At 69.9% G+C, this 17,866-nt stretch carries 15 protein-coding genes; all 15 read left to right on the top strand.

The window, feature by feature from the left end; all coding sequences use genetic code 11:
* Positions 1 to 5: 5 nt before the first annotated feature.
* Positions 6 to 1,091 (top strand): phospho-N-acetylmuramoyl-pentapeptide-transferase, encoded by a 1,086-nt coding sequence (gene mraY, locus LR394_RS11275; protein ID WP_231440715.1) that lies wholly within the window; start codon positions 6 to 8, stop codon positions 1,089 to 1,091.
* Complete coding sequence (murD, locus tag LR394_RS11270; RefSeq protein WP_231440713.1) at positions 1,088 to 2,518, top strand: UDP-N-acetylmuramoyl-L-alanine--D-glutamate ligase; 1,431 nt, start codon at positions 1,088 to 1,090, stop codon at positions 2,516 to 2,518. The genes mraY and murD overlap by 4 nt, the downstream gene beginning before the upstream one ends.
* A complete protein-coding gene (ftsW, locus tag LR394_RS11265; protein WP_231440711.1) occupies positions 2,515 to 3,777 on the top strand; it encodes a putative lipid II flippase FtsW in 1,263 nt (420 codons plus the stop codon). The genes murD and ftsW overlap by 4 nt, the downstream gene beginning before the upstream one ends.
* Before the next feature lie 2 nt (positions 3,778 to 3,779).
* The gene (murG, locus tag LR394_RS11260) at positions 3,780 to 4,865 is read left to right on the top strand and encodes an undecaprenyldiphospho-muramoylpentapeptide beta-N-acetylglucosaminyltransferase (protein ID WP_407937029.1); all 1,086 of its coding nucleotides are present in this window, start codon (positions 3,780 to 3,782) and stop codon (positions 4,863 to 4,865) included.
* An 8-nt stretch (positions 4,866 to 4,873) separates the two neighbouring features.
* A complete protein-coding gene (murC, locus tag LR394_RS11255) occupies positions 4,874 to 6,409 on the top strand; it encodes a UDP-N-acetylmuramate--L-alanine ligase (protein WP_231440708.1) in 1,536 nt (511 codons plus the stop codon).
* A gap of 176 nt (positions 6,410 to 6,585) precedes the next feature.
* Positions 6,586 to 7,458, top strand: a complete 873-nt coding sequence (locus tag LR394_RS11250) for a cell division protein FtsQ/DivIB (protein ID WP_231440706.1) — start codon at positions 6,586 to 6,588, stop codon at positions 7,456 to 7,458.
* 202 nt (positions 7,459 to 7,660) lie between these two features.
* Complete coding sequence (gene ftsZ, locus LR394_RS11245; protein ID WP_231440704.1) at positions 7,661 to 9,061, top strand: cell division protein FtsZ; 1,401 nt, start codon at positions 7,661 to 7,663, stop codon at positions 9,059 to 9,061.
* 399 nt (positions 9,062 to 9,460) lie between these two features.
* Positions 9,461 to 9,955, top strand: coding sequence for a cell division protein SepF (locus LR394_RS11240; protein WP_231440703.1), 495 nt, complete (start codon positions 9,461 to 9,463; stop codon positions 9,953 to 9,955).
* Between the two features lie 473 nt (positions 9,956 to 10,428).
* Positions 10,429 to 10,710 carry a YggT family protein gene (locus tag LR394_RS11235; protein ID WP_231440701.1) on the top strand — a complete coding sequence of 94 codons (282 nt, stop codon included), beginning with the start codon at positions 10,429 to 10,431 and terminating at the stop codon, positions 10,708 to 10,710.
* A gap of 170 nt (positions 10,711 to 10,880) precedes the next feature.
* Complete coding sequence (locus tag LR394_RS11230; protein WP_231440699.1) at positions 10,881 to 11,648, top strand: DivIVA domain-containing protein; 768 nt, start codon at positions 10,881 to 10,883, stop codon at positions 11,646 to 11,648.
* A 140-nt stretch (positions 11,649 to 11,788) separates the two neighbouring features.
* Positions 11,789 to 12,301 carry a TraR/DksA family transcriptional regulator gene (locus LR394_RS42870; protein ID WP_231440698.1) on the top strand — a complete coding sequence of 171 codons (513 nt, stop codon included), beginning with the start codon at positions 11,789 to 11,791 and terminating at the stop codon, positions 12,299 to 12,301.
* A gap of 40 nt (positions 12,302 to 12,341) precedes the next feature.
* Complete coding sequence (gene lspA / locus LR394_RS11220) at positions 12,342 to 12,941, top strand: signal peptidase II (protein ID WP_231440696.1); 600 nt, start codon at positions 12,342 to 12,344, stop codon at positions 12,939 to 12,941.
* Positions 12,934 to 13,863, top strand: coding sequence for an RluA family pseudouridine synthase (locus LR394_RS11215; RefSeq protein WP_231440692.1), 930 nt, complete (start codon positions 12,934 to 12,936; stop codon positions 13,861 to 13,863). The genes lspA and LR394_RS11215 overlap by 8 nt, the downstream gene beginning before the upstream one ends.
* Positions 13,864 to 14,015: 152 nt before the next feature.
* Positions 14,016 to 17,576 (top strand): DNA polymerase III subunit alpha, encoded by a 3,561-nt coding sequence (gene dnaE, locus LR394_RS11210; RefSeq protein ID WP_231440689.1) that lies wholly within the window; start codon positions 14,016 to 14,018, stop codon positions 17,574 to 17,576.
* The gene (locus tag LR394_RS11205) at positions 17,573 to 17,863 is read left to right on the top strand and encodes a DUF6300 family protein (RefSeq protein WP_231440687.1); all 291 of its coding nucleotides are present in this window, start codon (positions 17,573 to 17,575) and stop codon (positions 17,861 to 17,863) included. Before dnaE ends, LR394_RS11205 begins: the two co-directional genes overlap by 4 nt.
* The last annotated feature ends 3 nt before the right edge of the window (positions 17,864 to 17,866 follow it).

Genomic DNA, 17,866 nt, shown 5'->3' with positions numbered 1-17,866 from the left:
GCGTCGTGAGAACGGTCCTGATCGCCGCGGCCGTGTCGCTGATCTGTGCACTCTTCGGAACCCCGTTGTTCATCCGGTTCCTGGTGCGGCGGCGGTACGGCCAGTTCGTCCGGGACGACGGCCCGACCTCGCACCACGTCAAGCGCGGCACCCCGACCATGGGCGGCGCCGTGATCATCATGTCGGCGCTGATCGGCTACGTGGTGGCGCACGCGATCACGCTGAGCCCGCCGACCGCGTCCGGCCTGCTGGTGCTGTACCTGATCACCGGCATGGGCCTGGTCGGGTTCCTGGACGACTTCATCAAGATCAGCAAACAGCGCAGCCTCGGCCTGACCGCCGGCGGCAAGCTGGCCGGGCAGTCGTTCGTCTCGATCACCTTCGCGGTGCTCACCCTGCAGTTCCCGGACGACGGCTTCCGCACCCCGGGCTCGACCGCGATCTCGTTCATCCGTGACACCGCGGTCGACCTGGCCTTCGCCGGCCCGGTGATCGGCCTGATCCTGTACGTGGCCTGGACGTACATCATGATCGCGGGCGCCAGTAACGGGGTGAACCTGACCGACGGCCTGGACGGTCTGGCCACCGGCGCCAGCGTGATGGTGTTCGGCGCCTACGTGATCATCGGGATCTGGCAGTCCAACCAGTCCTGCCAGCTGGCCTCCGGGGCCGGCCCGCAGTGCTACGAGGTCCGCGATCCGCGCGACCTGGCGGTGGTCGCGGTCTGCATGGCCGGCGCCTGCTTCGGGTTCCTGTGGTGGAACGCCTCCCCGGCCAAGATCTTCATGGGTGACACCGGCTCGCTGGCGCTCGGCGGCGGCCTGGCCGGCCTGGCCATCACCACCCGCACCGAACTGCTGCTGGTGCCGCTGGCCGGCCTGTTCATCATGATCACGCTCTCGGTGATCATCCAGGTCGGCTCGTTCAAGCTGACCGGTAAACGGGTGTTCCGGATGGCCCCCCTGCAGCACCACTTCGAGCTGGTCGGGTGGGGCGAGGTGACCATCGTGATCCGGTTCTGGATCATCGCCGGACTGTTCGCCGCGCTCGGTCTGGGCGTGTTCTACGCCGAGTGGGTGGTGGGCATATGACGTCCTTGAAGTGGGACGGCCTCAAGGTCGTCGTCGCGGGGATCGGGATCTCGGGCTTCGCCTGTGCCGACGCGCTGCTGGAACGCGGCGCCCAGGTGACGATCATCGAGGCCGACGACTCCGGCAACCGGCGCGACCGGGGCACCGTGCTGGAGGTGCTGGGCGCGGACATCCGGTTCGGCGCCGAGCACGTGGCCGGGCTGCCCGATGTCGGGGCCGAGCTGCTGATCGTCTCCCCGGGCTGGGACTCCGAGCACCCGGTGGTCCGCGACGCCCTGGCCGCGGGCATCCCGGTCTGGGCCGAGGCCGAGCTGGCCTGGCAGCTGCGCCCGGCCGAGGAGCCCGCGCCCTGGCTGACCATCACCGGCACCCGGGGCAAGGCGACCACGGCCACGATGCTGGCCACCATGCTCTCGGCCCACGGCCGGCGGGCCACCTCGACCGGCCAGGCCGGCACCTCACTGCTGGAGTCGGTGCTGCACCCGCAGCCGTACGACGTCCTCGCCGTGCAGTTGTCGGCGCACCAGCTGCGCTGGTCGTCCTCGCTGCAGCCGCTGGCCTCGGTCTGCCTGAACGTCGGCCCGGCCGAACTCGCCCAGGACTACGGGCGGATCTACGAGAACACCGAGGTCGCCTGCGTGTACAACGTGGCCGACCCGGCCACCGAGGAACTGGTGCGCGAGGCCGACGTGATCGAGGGCGCCCGCGCCGTCGGTTTCTCCGGCGGCACGCCCGCGGTCTCGATGCTCGGCCTGGTCGAGGACGTGCTGTGCGACCGGGCTTTCGTGCCTCAGCGCACCACCTCGGCGGCCGAGCTGGGTACGACTGAGGACGTCCGCACCGCGGGCGCCGGGGTGCTGGCCGCCCACAACGTGCTCAACGCGCTGGCCGCGGCCTCGCTGGCGCGGGCCTACGGGGTGAACCCGTCGGCGGTGCGTGACGGCCTGCGGCACTACTACCCGCTGACCCACCGGCTGAACCTGCTCACCCGCAGCGCCGAGGTGGACTGGGTGGACGACTCCGCCGCCACCGACGCTTTCGCGGTTGCCGCAGGGCTTTCCAGCTTCGAGTCGGTGGTCTGGATCGCCGGTGGACACGGTCCGGCTCCGGTGGACCTGGACGCGACCGTGCAGAAGTACGCGGGCCGGCTGCGGGGCGTCGTGCTGCTGCCGGGCGAGGGCTCGGTCGCGATCCGTGAGGCGCTCGGTCGACACGCCCCTGATGTCCCGGTCTTCGACTCGGCGGTCCAGGAGACTGGTGAGGTGCCCCAGATCGAGCCCGTGATGCGTGCCGCGGTCGAGCAGGCCGAAGCGGTGGCCCGTGCCGGTGACACGGTGCTGCTCAGCCCGGCGTTCCCGGCGCCCGCGGGAGAAGCCTTCTCGGCCCGGGGGCAGGCCTTCGCCGCCGCAGTGAAGGACGTGGCGTGACCGTCACCGCCGATCCGCCCCGGGCCGGCGCCTCGCCGGGTCTGGGGCAGCGGGTGGCCGGCCGGCTGAACGCGCCGCTGACCTCGTACTACCTGGTGCTGGGGGCCACCGTCACGCTGACCTGCATCGGTCTGGTGATGGTGCTCTCCAGTTCCAGCGTCACCTCGATCGCCAGTGGGGCCTCGCCGTTCAGCGAGTTCTGGCGCCAGGCGATGTTCGCCGCCATCGGTTTCCCGGCCCTGGTGATCTGCTCGCGGATCCCGGTCCGCACCTGGCAGGTGCTGTCCTGGCCGCTGCTGCTGTTCTCGTTCGTCCTGCAGTTCCTCACCCTGATCCCGCCGTTCCGGGCCGGTACCAACGGCAACTACGGCTGGATCTCGATCGCCGGTTTCAACCTGCAGCCCGCCGAGGTGGGCAAGTTCGCGCTGATCGTCTGGTCCGCCACCGTGCTGGTGCGCAAGCGCTCGCTGATGGACCAGCCGCTGCACGCGCTGATCCCGGTGGTGCCGGGGGCCGGGGTGCTGCTCCTGCTGATCATGGGCGGCAAGGACCTGGGCACCGCGATGGTGGTGATGGCGATCGTGGCCGGGCTGCTGTTCGTGGCCGGGGCCCCGCTGCGGATCTTCGCCGCGGCGGCCGGCGCGCTGATGTTCGCGGTGCTGATGCTGGTGCTGGTCAGCGGGAACCGGCTGAGCCGGATCGGCACCTGGCTGCAGGGTTGCGACGCCTCCAGCGAGAGCGTGATGGACGGCTGCTTCCAGAGCGTGCACGGGCAGTGGGCGCTGGCCACCGGCGGCTGGGGCGGCGTCGGCCTGGGCGGCAGCCGGGAGAAGTGGGGCCTGCTGCCCGAGGCGCACAACGACTTCATCTTCGCCATCATCGGCGAGGAGCTCGGGCTCATCGGTACGTTGCTGGTGATCGGTCTGCTGCTGACCCTGTGTCTCAGCCTGGCCCGGATCGTGCTGCGCACCGAGGAGCTGTTCGTGAAGATCGCCACCGCAGGCGTTCTGGTCTGGGTGGTCACCCACTCGGTGATCAACATCGGCGGGGTCGTCGGCCTGCTCCCGATCGTCGGGATGCCGCTGCCGCTGGTCTCCAGCGGCGGTACGGCACTGGTCACGATGCTCGCCGCGATCGGCATGGTGCTGGGCTTCGCCCGGCGCGAATCAGGAGCGGCCGAGGCACTGGCCGCACGGGCCGGACTGGTACAGCGTTCCCTCGCTGTGCTGCCGGTACGCAGGGAAGGCAGGAGCCGATGAGTCTGTCCGTCGTACTGGCCGGGGGTGGCACCACCGGCCACATCGCCCCGCTTCTGGCACTGGCTGACTGCCTGCGCCGTCGCGACCCGGCCACGAAGATCACCGCGCTGGGCACCGCCGAGGGCCTGGAGGCCCGGCTGGTCCCGGCAGCGGGCTACGACCTGGAGCTGATGCCCCGGGTACCGCTACCGCGCAAGCCCTCGCCCGAGGTGTTCAAGCTGCCGGGCAAGCTGAAGGCTGCGATCGACGCGGCCGCCGCGGTGCTGCGTGACGCCGACGTGATGGTCGGTTTCGGCGGCTACGTGTCCTCGCCGGCCTACCTGGCCGCGCGCCGCCTCGGGGTGCCGATCGTGGTGCACGAGGCCAACGCCCGGCCCGGTCTGGCCAACCGCCTCGGTTCCTGGCTCACGCCGCACGTCGGTGTCACCTTCCCGGGTACCCCGCTGCGCAACGGCCAGGTGATCGGCCTGCCGCTGCGCCGGCAGATCACCACTCTGGACCGGTACTCGCAGCGTGAGACCGCCCGGGTGGCGCTGGGCCTGAAGCCCAACCAGACCACGCTGTTCGTGACCGGCGGCTCGCTCGGCGCGCAGCAGCTGAACGACACCTTCGGCAAGACCGCCTGGCTGCTGAACGGCGCCGGGATCCAGGTGCTGCACACCGCCGGCCGGGGCAAGAGCGTGCCGTTCGACGGTGAGCCGCCCGCCGGCTACGTGGTCACCGAGTACCTCGACCGGATGGACCTGGCCTTCGCCGCCGCCGACATGGTGGTCTGCCGCTCCGGCGCGGGCAACGTCAGCGAGGTCACCGCGCTGGGCCTGCCCGCCGCCTACGTGCCGCTGCCGATCGGCAACGGCGAGCAGCGGCACAACGCCGAGCCGGTGGTCGCGGCCGGTGGCGGGCTGCTGATCGACAACGCCGCCTGCACCCCCACCTGGGTCGCGAACGTGCTGGTCCCGCTGCTCAGCGACCCGGCCCGGCTGCACGCGATGGGCGATGCGGCGGCCCGGTTCGGCATCCGCGACGCCGACGAGCGGCTCGCGTCCATGGTCGAGGTGGCTGCGGCCCGCTCGCACGCAGGAAGGTAACAAGCCCGATGACGCAACCCGAGCAGGACGCCGAGCTGAGCGTGCCCACCATCGGTGGCCAGCGGGTCGGTGGCCGGATCTCCGGCGAGGCCACGGTGACCAGCGCCGACGGTGCGCCGCTGGTGGACGAACCGATCCTGGCCGCGCACCTGATCGGGATCGGCGGGGCCGGGATGTCCGGCATCGCCCGGCTGCTGCTGGCCCGCGGCGCCGTGGTCTCCGGCAGCGACAGCCGGGACAGCCCGGTGCTGACCGGGCTGCGGGCCGGGGGCGCCGCCGTGTTCATCGGGCACAGCGCCGACCAGGTGCCGGCCGGCTCCACCGTGGTGATCTCCACCGCGGTCCGGCCGGACAACCCGGAGCTCCTCGAGGCGCGGGAGAAGGGCCTGCGGGTGCTGCACCGTTCCGAGGCGCTGGCCGCGCTGATGACCGGCCGCCGCCCGGTGGCGATCGCCGGTACCCACGGCAAGACCACCACCACCGGCATGACCACGGTGCTGCTGCGCGAGTGCGGGCTGGACCCCTCGTTCGCGATCGGCGGCGAGCTCACCGAGGGTGGGCAGGGTGCGCACGACGGCTCCGGCGACATCTTCGTGGCCGAGGCGGACGAGTCGGACGGCTCGTTCCTGCTCTACCGGCCCGAGGTCGCGGTGATCACCAACGTCGAGCCCGACCACCTGGACCACTACGGCAGCGCCGAGGCGGTCGAGGCCGCCTTCGTCGAGTTCAGCCAGAAGGTGGTGCCCGGCGGCATGGTCGTGGGCTGCGGCGACGACCCGGGCGTGCGCCGGGTGCTGGAGCAGGCCCACGACGAGCTGGCCGGCCACGCCGTGCGGATCTGCCGTTACGGCCTGGGCGAGGACAACGACGTACGCCTGGTCGACCTCGAAGAGACGCCCGAGGGTGTGCAGTTCGCGATCGAGGCCCGGCCCGACGGCACCCGGATCGGCCCGGTCACGCTGCGGGTCCCGGGGGTGCACAACGCCCTGAACGCGGTGGCGGCCTGGTGCGTGGCCCGGCACTTCGGGGTCTCCGGCGCGCCTGCGCTGACCGCGGTCCGCAGCTTCGGCGGCACCCGCCGGCGGTTCGAGGACAAGGGCACCGAGCACGGGGTGCGGGTGGTCGACGACTACGCGCACCACCCGACCGAGGTGCGGGCGGTACTGAAGGCCGCCCGGGCCGTGGTGGGGGAGGGCCGGGTGCTGGCGGTGTTCCAGCCGCACCTGTTCAGCCGGACCCGGATCTTCGCCGACGACTTCGGCGCCGCCCTGTCGCTGGCCGACGAGGTGGTGGTGCTCGACGTGTACGCCGCCCGGGAGGATCCCGAGCCCGGCGTCACCGGCGAACTGGTCTCGAACGCGGTACGCCTGCCGCAGTCCCAGGTGGCCTACCGGGCCACGGCCGCGGCCGCGGTCGAGGAAGTGGTGGCCCGGGTGCAGAAGGGCGACCTGGTGCTGACCATCGGCGCCGGCGACATCACCACCCTGGGCCCGGCCATTCTGGCGGCCCTGCGCCACAGCGACGGCGAGCACCGGTCGGCATGAGCCGCAACGCTTCCAGCGGACCTGGCCGGCGACCGGGTCGAAGCGCCACGCCCCGCACGGCGACGGGCCGGGGATCCGCTCCCCGACGCAAGCCGGGCGGGGCCGCGTCCGCTGGTAAAAGCACTGCTCAGCCGAAGCCTGGGCCGAAGAAGAAGCCGACTCCGAAGAAGAAGCCGGTGGCCAAGGCCAAGGCGAAGCGCACGGTCACGGCCAGTCGCTCGGCCGGCCTGGCCGCGGCCCCGGTCCGGACCCGCTCGGTGGTGTCCAAGACCTCGGCCCAGCGGTTCGCCGCGCGGGCCCGGGCCCGCCGGCGTCGGCAGACCCTGATCGCGGTGACCACCGTGATCGCCGTCACCGCCGGTGTGTGGGCGGTGATCTTCTCGCCGTGGGCCACGGTCAACCAGGTGCAGATCGCCGGGCTGGACCGGGTCAGCGAGTCCGAGGTGCGCGCGGTCGCGGAGACCGAGCTGGGGCACTCACTCCTGCTGGCCCGTACCGGGGAGATCGGTGCGCAGGTCGGGAAGCTCCGGCTGGTCAAGGATGTCGAGGTCAGCCGGTCCTGGCCGGGTGTCCTGCAGGTCGAGGTGAACGAGCGGCGGCCGGTGGCGGCGCTGCCCTCGAGCCGGGTGGCGGGCAACTCCACCGCCGGGGAGTCGACCGGCCCGATGCTGATGATGCAGCTGGTCGACGACGAGGGCGTGGTGATCGAGACCCGCCCGGCCAAGAACGTCCCGGCCGGGGTGCCGCAGATCGAGGTCGAGCTCGGCCACAAGAACAGCGTCGCCAACCTGCGCGGGGTGCTGGCGGTGCGCGAGGGCCTGCCGGAGAACCTCAGCAGCCGGCTGAAGGCGATCGGCACCAGCTCCCCGGACGGGATCTGGCTGAGACTCTCCGCCCCGCTGAAGAACGCCGGGAACCGCACCGTGCTGGTGCAGTGGGGCGATGCGGAGCAGGGCGAGCAGAAGGCCACCGTGCTGACGGCCCTGCTCAAGCAGAAGGCGAAGAGCTACGACGTGCGGGCGCCGGAGATGCCGTCCACCGCTTCGTAGTTCCCCGCGAACGCAAGGTGATCGAAGGCTTCGGCCCGGTTGCCCGGCCAGGGGATTGACTCCGCCGGGCGACACACCCCCGAGGTCGTTGAAAGGCCCCGGGAGGACACCTACGTTCGCTTATCAGGACAGGCTGACATAACTATAACCCTCCAGTTGAGGGTGAGGGTCTACGGATCCGGCGAGCGAGAGGCACCCCGACGTGGCAGCTCCGCAGAACTACCTCGCGGTCATCAAGGTTGTAGGTATCGGTGGCGGCGGCGTCAACGCGGTCAACCGGATGATCGAGGTGGGACTCAAGGGCGTCGAGTTCATCGCGATCAACACCGACGCGCAGGCGCTGCTGATGAGCGACGCCGACGTCAAGCTCGACGTAGGCCGGGAGCTCACCCGTGGCCTGGGCGCCGGCGCCGATCCGGAGGTCGGCCGCAAGGCCGCCGAGGACCACGCCGAAGAGATCGAAGAAGTGATCAAGGGCGCCGACATGGTCTTCGTGACCGCCGGCGAGGGTGGTGGCACGGGCACCGGTGGTGCGCCGGTGGTCGCCCGGATCGCCCGCTCGCTCGGCGCCCTGACGATCGGTGTGGTCACCCGGCCGTTCACCTTCGAGGGCCGGCGCCGCTCCACCCAGGCCGACTCGGGCATCACCAGCCTGCGCGAAGAGGTCGACACCCTCATCACCATCCCGAACGACCGGCTGCTGTCGATCAGCGACCGGCACGTCAGCGTGCTCGACGCCTTCCGCTCGGCCGACCAGGTGCTGCTGTCCGGTGTCCAGGGCATCACCGACCTGATCACCACCCCCGGCCTGATCAACCTGGACTTCGCCGACGTGAAGTCGGTGATGCAGGGGGCCGGCAGCGCGCTGATGGGGATCGGCTCGGCCCGCGGTGAGGACCGGGCCATCCAGGCGGCCGAGACGGCGATCTCCTCGCCACTGCTGGAAGCCAGCGTGGACGGCGCGCACGGTGTGCTGCTGTCCATCCAGGGTGGCTCCGACCTGGGCCTCTTCGAGATCAACGAGGCGGCCCGGCTGGTCCAGGAGGCGGCCCACCCGGAGGCCAACATCATCTTCGGTGCGGTGATCGACGACGCCCTGGGCGACGAGGTGCGAGTCACCGTGATCGCGGCCGGCTTCGACGGCGGCAGCCCGGTGAAACGCTCCGACCAGAACGCGTTGGGGCAGGTCAGCGGGCGGCAACAGATACCTCCGAGCTCCGGCCAGCAACGCCCGGCGCACGTCCAGGCGGCTACCCCGCTGCCGGCCGGCGCTTCGGCGCCGAGCCAGTACGGCACCGGGCCGATCCCGCAGCAGCCGGTCACCGCGCCCACCCCGATCCCGATCGCCGGCAACGGCTACGGGCAGGGCGGCAACCACGGCTACGCCCAGCCGACGCCGCTGAACCCGCCGGCCCCCGAGCCGGAGGCCGAGAGCTGGCGGCACTCCGGCGAGGCCGAGTACGCCGAGCAGTCCGAGGTGCACAACGACCCGACGCCCACCCCGCCGCGGGTGATCGAGGTGACGGATCCGCGCCCGGCCCGCACCCCGCGGCCGATCGTGCTGGACGACGACGACCTGGATGTCCCTGATTTCCTGAAGTAGGACACCGGGACCGGGGCGACGAAGTGTGCTGCAGCTCACCTCGTCGCCCCGGTTTCGTTTGCCCGACGCGCCGAACGACACGAGCGAGACCAAGTCGTGATCTTCGGATTCGGCGAGCGGTCCGGTGACGGGCGTGATCACCGCCCGTGTCGGGTCCGTCGGCCCGCAGTTGTTGTGACTTGGGCCCCAGATCGGGGCGATTGCGAACTTTTGCGGCTCTTCCTGCATCTACTGATCAAGCACCCGGAGGCAACCGCCTTTTCCGGTGGCGAGACCGGGGAATTTGTGCAAGCGCTGAGTCACGGAGCAAGTCATCTGCGTGTCGGAAGCGTGGTCCCCGGTCCGGGGCCGCCCCTCGGGTAGCTTCGTCGCAGGGTGAGCGAACATGCGGAGGTTTCGATGAGCGGCGCACTGCGCAAGACCATGGTGTACCTGGGCCTTGCCGAGGACGACGACCGCTACTCGGCGTACGACGAGTACGAGGACGAGGACTTCGATCCGGTCGTGGACGACGAAGATGAGCGCGAGGAGCGCCGGGCGGCGGTCACGCCGATCGGCCGCGCCGCCGGCCAGGGGAACATCGCCCGGGTGGTCGCGCACCCCTCGGCCGAGATCCACCGGATCACCACGATCCATCCCCGGACGTACAACGAGGCCAAGACCATCGGCGAGAGCTTCCGCTCCGGTACGCCGGTGATCATGAACCTGACGGACATGGACGACGCGGACGCCAAGCGTCTGGTCGACTTCTCCGCCGGGCTGGTCTTCGGTCTGCACGGGTCGATCGAGAAGGTGACCGGCAAGGTCTTCCTGCTGTCCCCGGCGAACGTCGAGGTGGCGACCCCGGAGAAGCCCCGGCCGACCGAGCGCTCGGCGTTCTTCAACCAGTCCTGATCTTCCGGGGTACGGCAACCGCCCGCTGACCGGGCGGATCTGCACTCCCGTCGCACCTGCTTGGCGCAGGGGTGGACGGTTTCTTTCGTGTGTCCGGGCGGATCCGGGCATGCCAGTGGGCCCGCCGGGGCAGCCTTCGCTTGAAGCTTGCCTGCCCGTGCGGGCGGTGTTGCGCGGCCGATGGGCCGCCCGAGGTCGCTTTCCGCCGGACGGGCGAGTGTGGGCACCGCACGGCCAGCCGGTGCGTTGTACCGGCTGATGCATAGGACGACTGTTCCCGTCGAATCCGGCCGGTCGGGCCGCCGTGACGGGCAACATGGATCATCCTAGGCGATCCGGGCGGATACATCGATGCCCGGTTCGCTACGGTGAACGCCGTTCGACTGCAGCCGTCCTTCTCGGCCGGCCCGCCACGAGACGTGGTCCGGGCCGGACCGTTCCGAACCTTGAGTGCAAGCGGAGTCGTAACCGTCGTGGACGTGATCAGGTACCTGCTCTATTACGTCGTCTTCCTGTTCTTCATCATCCTGATCGGCCGGCTGGTGATCGACTGGATCCAGGTGTTCGCCCGGGACTGGCGCCCGCGGGGCGTGGTGCTGGTGATCGCCGAGGGGATCTACTCGGGCACCGATCCGCCGCTGAAGGCGCTGCGCCGGCTGCTCCCGCCGCTGCGCATCGGGGCGATCCAACTGGATCTCGCCTTCATCGTGTTGTTCCTCATAGTGAGCATCCTGATGCAGGTGCTGCGGCCGTAGCCTCGAATGGCGTACGTCGCACCTTTAGGTGACACAGCGTGCGTGACACATGACGGTCCGTTGCTCCGGAAGTGGTCTTCTGCTCCGACCTTGTGTAGCGTCAGCTTCCGGTACGGTGGCGTAGCAGCGGCTCCGCACTTCCGATTGAGTGACCAACGCGAGGTGACCAGATGGCGTTGACGCCCGAAGACGTTGTTAATAAGCGCTTCCAGGCGACAAAGTTTCGTGAGGGCTACGACCAGGACGAGGTAGACGACTTCCTGGACGAGGTCGTCAACGAGCTGCGTCGTCTCGGCGAGGAGAACGAGGAGCTGCGCGGCAAGCTGAGCTCCTGCGAGCGCCGCGTGGGCGAACTGTCCCGTGCCAACGTGGCCCGCGAGTCCGCCCCCGAACCGCCGGCGCCCGCCCCGATGCCGACCCCGCAGCCCGCACCGCAGCCGGTGGCCGCGGTCGCTCCGGAGCCGGTCCGGGTTCCCGCCGTCATGGAGTCGCCGGCCCAGGGCCCCGAGGCCGCAGCCGGCATGCTCGCCCTGGCCCAGAAGCTGCACGACGAGTACGTGCGCAACGGTGAGCAGACCCGCGACCGGATCGTGGGCGAGGCTCGCGAGCACTCCAACCGCCTGATCCGTGAGGCTGAGGAGAAGCAGCGTCAGACCCTCGGCTCGCTGGAGCAGGAGCGTTCGCTGCTCGAGCGCAAGATCGACGAGCTGCGGGCCTTCGAGCGGGAGTACCGCAGCCGCCTGAAGTCCTACCTGGAGGGCCAGCTGCGCGAGCTGGAGTCCAAGGCCGCCGTCGTGCCCACCCGGGGCCCGCAGCAGCCGCAGTCCCAGCCGGCCGGTGTCGGTGCTGCTCCCTACGGAGCGCCCCTGCCGACCCGGGGTGGTTACGACTCCGGTGCCGACGCCCCCGCGCAGTACCCCTTCGGCGGGCAGAACTGAACATCGGCTGGCCGTGACGGCTAGCCACCACGGCTCGGCGGGTTCAGACTTGTCTGAATCTGCCGCTAGCCGTTTTGCGAGCGGTGCCGGGTCCAGCCTCGACCCGGCGCCGCTTCGCGTTGCCGTAGGGGGATGGTTACGTGCCACGGGCCGAGCGCAAGAGTGTTGCCACCGCGACCACGCAGACGGGTAGAAGCCCGGCGAGCAAGAGCGCGAAGCCGGCCACCGCAGCCAAGGCGGCCAAGCGGACGGCACCGACCACCGGCTCACCCACCGCCGTCCGGAACAAGACCGGCCAGAACGGCCAGTACGAGGGCATCCGCGCCGAACTGCAGGCCGACCTGCTGCGGATGCAGGGCGAGCGGGAAGCCGGCCTGGCCGGTCTGGCCGAGGTGATCCGGGACAGCCAGGTGGGCTCGGGCGACGACCCGGCCGACGCCAGCGGCAAGACCTTCGAGCGCGAGCATGAGCAGGCGCTGCTGTCGCAGATCGACGAATCCATCCGGGACACCGAAGCGGCCCTGGGCCGGATCGAGGCCGGTACCTACGGCGTCTGCGAGTCCTGCGCCGAGCCGATCGCGCTACCCCGGCTGGAGGCCTTCCCCCGGGCGGCGCTGTGCGTGAGCTGCAAGCAGAAGCAGGAACGGCGCTAGGTGCATCGGCGCATGCCAGTCATGGCACCCTATGAGGACGATGACTGAGCCCACCCCGCCCACGCAGACTCCGGACGCCCCGGAGGACGGGCAGACCCCGCCGCCGCCCCGGCGCCGCCGCGCCTACTCCGCCGCCGTGCCGCTGATCGCCCTGATCGTGCTCGGGGTGGATCAGCTCACCAAGTACATCGCGGTGGAGGAGCTGGCCGGCCGCGGCCGGATCGACGTGGTCGGCGACCTGTTCGGCTTCTACCTGATCCGTAATCCGGGCGCCGCGTTCTCCATGGCCACCGGCGCCACCTGGATCTTCTCGGTGATCGCGATCGCCGTGGCGATCTTCATCATCCGGATGTCGCGCACCCTCGGGCACTGGGGCTGGGCGGTCGCGCTCGGCCTGCTCCTGGGCGGTGCGGTGGGCAACCTGACCGACCGGATCTTCCGTTCGCCCGGGGTGTTCCGCGGTCACGTGGTCGACTTCCTCGAGCTGCCGAACTGGCCGATCTTCAACTTCGCCGACGTCTCGATCACCTGCGCGGCGGTGCTGATCGCGGTGCTCAGCGTGATCGGCATCGGCCTGGACGGCCAGAAGGTGACCTCCGAGAAGCCGGAGAAGAAGAACGAGAAAGACGACGATGCCTGAGGTGCGCTCGATGCCGGTGCCGGACGGGCTGGCGGGGGAGCGCCTCGACGCCGGCCTGGCCCGGCTGTTCGGCCTGTCCCGCAATGCCGTGGCCGACCTGGCGACCGACGGGGCGGTACTGCTCGACGGCTCGGCGGTCGGCAAGTCCGAGCGCCTGCGGGCCGGGGCCTGGCTGGAGATCACTCTGCCGGGTGCCGAGAAGGACGAGCTACCCCCGCCGGAGCCGGTTCCAGGGATGCGGATCGTGCACGACGACGACGATCTGGTGGTCATCGACAAACCGGTCGGCGTGGCCGCGCACCCCAGCCCGGGCTGGACCGGTCCTACGGTCACCCAGGGTCTGGCCGCGGCCGGCTACTCGATCGCCACCTCGGGGGCGCCCGAGCGGCAGGGCATCGTGCACCGCCTCGACGTAGGTACCAGCGGCCTGATGGTGGTGGCCAAGAGCGAGTACGCGTACTCGGTGCTCAAGCAGGCCTTCCGCGACCGCACGGTGGACAAGACGTACCACGCGATCGTCCAGGGCCACCCCGACCCGCTGCGCGGCACCATCGACGCGCCGATCGGCCGCCACCCCACCCACGACTACAAGTGGGCCGTGGTCACTGGAGGCAAGGCGAGCGTCACCCATTACGAGACGCTGGAGGCGTTCCGCGCCGCGTCCCTGGTCGAGGTTCATCTGGAGACCGGGCGTACCCACCAGATCCGGGTGCACTTCTCCACCCTGCGTCACCCCTGCGTCGGCGATCCGATGTACGGCTGCGACCCCAAGCTGGCCGCCCGCCTGGGCCTCAGCCGGCAGTGGCTGCACGCCATGCGGCTGGGGTTCGACCACCCGGGCAGCGGCGAGTGGGTCGAGTTCGAGAGCGAGTACCCGGACGACCTGGCGGTTGCGCTGGAACGACTCCAGGCCGCCAGTTAGAACGACCGCGAGCCGCCGGCTGCAACCCCTGATTTGAGACGTCGGTCCCGCCTTGGGTGCGAATCGCGTGTTGGGTCTCGCGAGGCAACGGCGGGTGCCTAAACTGGCCACTTCGAGCCCCCCGACATCGAAGTGCAGGAGCAGCACCCGCCGTGAGCGACTTCGTCCATCTGCATGTCCACACCGAGTTCTCCATGCTGGACGGGGCGGCGAAGAACAAACGGCTGTTCGCCGAGGCGGAACGGCAGGGTGCGCCGGCCATCGCGATGAGCGACCACGGCAACATGTTCGGGGCGTACGAGTTCTACCAGACCGCCAAGAAGGGCCCGGTCAAGCCGATCATCGGGATCGAGGCCTACCTGGCCCCCGAGTCGCGCCACCACAAGCGCCAGGTGTTCTGGGGCAAGGGCGGCCAGCGCGGGGTGGCGGCCGACGGCTCCGAGGCCGGTAAGGACGTCTCCGGTGGTGGCCGCTTCACCCACATGACGATGTGGGCCAAGAACGCCACCGGCCTGCGCAACCTGTTCCGGCTCTCCTCGGTGGCCTCGTACGAGGGGCAGTTCCCGGCCGGCAAGCCGCGGATGGACATGGAGCTGATCTCCCAGCACGCCGAGGGGATCATCGGCACCACCGGCTGCCCGTCCGGCGCGATCCAGACCCGGCTGCGGCTGGGCCAGTGGGACGAGGCGGTCGCCGTCGCCTCCAGCTACCAGGACATCCTGGGCAAGGAGAACTACTTCCTCGAGCTGATGGACCACGGCCTGGACATCGAGCGCGAGGTCCGGATGGACCTGCTCAAGCTGGCCAAGCACCTGGACATCCCGTTGCTGGCCACCAACGACAGCCACTACGTGCTCGAGGAAGAGGCCGACGCGCACGACAGCCTGCTGTGCATCGGGGTGGGCAAGAACAAGGACGACCCGAACCGGTTCAAGTTCTCCGGCAGCGGCTACTACCTCAAGACCAGCGAGCAGATGCGCGAGCTGTTCTCCGAGCTGCCCGAGGCGTGCGACAACACGCTGCGGGTGGCCGAGATGGTCGAGGGCTACGACGAGGTGTTCACCTACGTCGACCGGATGCCGCAGTTCGACGTGCCGCCGGGCGAGACCCAGGAGTCGTACCTGCGCCAGCGGGTCGAGGTCGGGCTGAAGGCGCGTTACGGCGACCCGCTGCCCGAGCACGTGATCGAGCGGTACGAGACCGAGATGAAGGTCATCGGGCCGATGGGGTACTCCAGCTACTTCCTCATCGTCTCCGACATCTGCCAGTACGCCCGGGACAACGGCATCCCGGTGGGCCCGGGCCGTGGTTCGGCCACCGGCTCGATCATCGCCTACGCCACCCGGATCACCGAGCTGGATCCGCTGGAGCACCAGCTGCTGTTCGAGCGGTTCCTGAACCCGGACCGGATCAGCCCGCCCGATGTCGACCTCGACTTCGACGACCGCCAGCGCGACCGGATGGTCAAGTACGTCACCGAGAAGTACGGCGCCGAGTACACCGCCCAGGTGAACACCTTCGGCACGATCAAGGCCAAGGCCGCGATCAAGGACTCGAACCGGATCCTGGGCTACCCGTTCGCGATGGGTGACCGGATCACCAAGGCGATGCCGCCGGACGTGATGGGCAAGGGCGTCCCGCTCGGCGACCTGTTCAACAAGGACCACGGCCGGTACGCCGAGGGCGGCGAGATCCGCACGCTGATCGAGACCGACCCGGACGTCAAGAAGATCTACAACACCGGCCTGGGCGTCGAGGGCCTGATCCGCGGTACCGGCGTGCACGCGGCTGCGGTGATCCTTTCCTCCGCGCCGCTGCTCGACCTGGTCCCGATGCACAAGCGCGCCTCCGACGGAACCCTGCTCACAGGCTTCTCCTATCCTCAGTGCGAGGAAATGGGCCTGATGAAGATGGACTTCCTGGGCCTGCGCAACCTGGGCATCATCGATCACGCGATCAAGATCATCAAGGCCAACCGGGGGGTCGAGCTCGACACCCTGACCATGCCGCTGGACGACGAGAAGACGTACCAGCTGCTGGCCCGGGGCGAGACCCTGGGCGTGTTCCAGCTGGACGGCGGGCCGATGCGGGCGCTGCTGAAGCTGATGGAACCCACCCGGTTCGAGGACATCGCGGCCGTGCTGGCGCTGTACCGGCCGGGTCCGATGGCGGCCAACGCGCACATCAACTACGCGCTGCGCAAGAACGGCAAGCAGGACGTGGTGCCGATCCACCCCGACCTCGAGGAAGTGCTCGAGCCGATCCTCGGAACCACCTTCCACCTGCTGGTCTACCAAGAGCAGATCATGGCCACGGCCCGGGCGGTGGCCGGGTACACCCTGGGCCAGGCCGACCTGCTGCGCCGGGCGATGGGTAAGAAGAAGGTCGAGATCCTGGAGAAGGAGTTCAAGAACTTCGAGGCCGGGATGAAGAGCAACGGCTACCGCGACGAGGCGATCAAGGCGCTGTGGGACGTCATGCTCCCGTTCGCCGGGTACGCCTTCAACAAGTCGCACACCGCCGGTTACGGTCTGGTCGCCTACTGGACCGCCTACCTGAAGGCCAACTACCCGGCCGAGTACGCCGCCGCCCTGCTCACCTCGGTCGACGACAGCAAGGACAAGGCCGCGATCTACCTGGCCGACGCCCGCTCGATCGGGATCAAGGTGATGCAGCCGGACATCAACGAGTCGGTGGCCGACTTCACCGCCGTCGGCGAGAACGTCCGGTTCGGGATGAAGGCGATCCGCAACGTCGGGGTCAACGTGATCGAGTCGATCGTCGAGGCCCGCCAGGAGAAGGGCGCCTTCACCTCGTTCGCCGACTTCCTGGACAAGATCGACCTGCCCGCCTGCAACAAGCGGGCGATCGACTCGCTGATCCGCGGTGGTGCCTTCGACTCCCTCGGCCACACCCGCAAGGGCCTGGTCAAGGTGGCCGAGCCGGCGATCGACGCGGTGATGGGGGTGAAGCGGGCGGCCGGGATCGGCCAGGACGACCTGTTCGGCACCCTGGACACCGAGGCCGACGAGTCGTTCGGCCTGCAGCTGGATCTGGACGAGACCGAGTGGTCGCGCAAGGAGCTGCTGGCCTTCGAGCGGGACATGCTGGGCCTGTACGTCTCCAGCCACCCGCTGGACGGCACCGAGCGGATCCTGGCCCGCGAGCGGGACCTGACCATCGCCGAGCTGCACTCCCAGGACGGCGCCCCGCAGGGCAATGTCACGGTGTCCGGGCTGATCACCACGGTGGAGCGACGGATCTCGGCGAAGTCCGGCAACCCCTGGGGCAAGATCTTCGTCGAGGACAAGGACGCCTCGATCGAGGTCTCGTTCTTCGGCCAGTCGTACATGGCGATCGCCCCGGAACTGTCCGAGGACCTGGTGGTCTCGGTGACCGGGGTGATCCAGGACCGCGACGGCGTGTTCTCGATGATGGGCCGGGAGCTGAAGATCCTGGACGTGTCCGGGGTCTCGGGCGGGACCGCGCCGATCGTGCTGACCGTGCCCACCCACCGGGTGGTGCCGGAGCTGGCCGAGAAGATGCGCCAGATCCTGACCAGTCACCCCGGTGACACCCCCGTGCACCTGTGCCTGAAGTCGCACAACCGCCGGGAGACGGTGATGGAGCTGCCGGACTACCCGGTGGCGATCAGCGGGGCGTTGATGGGTGAGCTTAAGGCGCTGCTCGGCTCGACTGCGGTCGTGCTGTGACCGGGCGGTCCGGCGACGAGGTTCCGGTGACGGTGGAGACCACCCCGGAACCCGCCCCGGACTGCCCCGAATGCGGTACCCAGGGCATCCTTTCGGCCCTGGTCCCGGAACCGGGCGGCGAATCGCGAACCGTGGTGCTGTGCGAGGCGTGCGACATCGACGACCCGGACGGCGGGCCGCTGGTGACCTACTTCGCGGTGCACGGGGCGATCGGCGCCGACACCTTCGAGCAGGGCACCGCACTGCTGGCGAACTGGCTCGCGACGGCGCAGGAAAAGAACAGCTGAGAG

This window comes from Kineosporia babensis (genome assembly GCF_021129305.1).
In the GTDB taxonomy this organism is placed as follows: Bacteria; Actinomycetota; Actinomycetes; order Actinomycetales; family Kineosporiaceae; genus Kineosporia; species Kineosporia babensis.
Note: the sequence above shows the minus strand (reverse complement) of the source record. Positions and strands in the feature narration are given on the sequence as shown.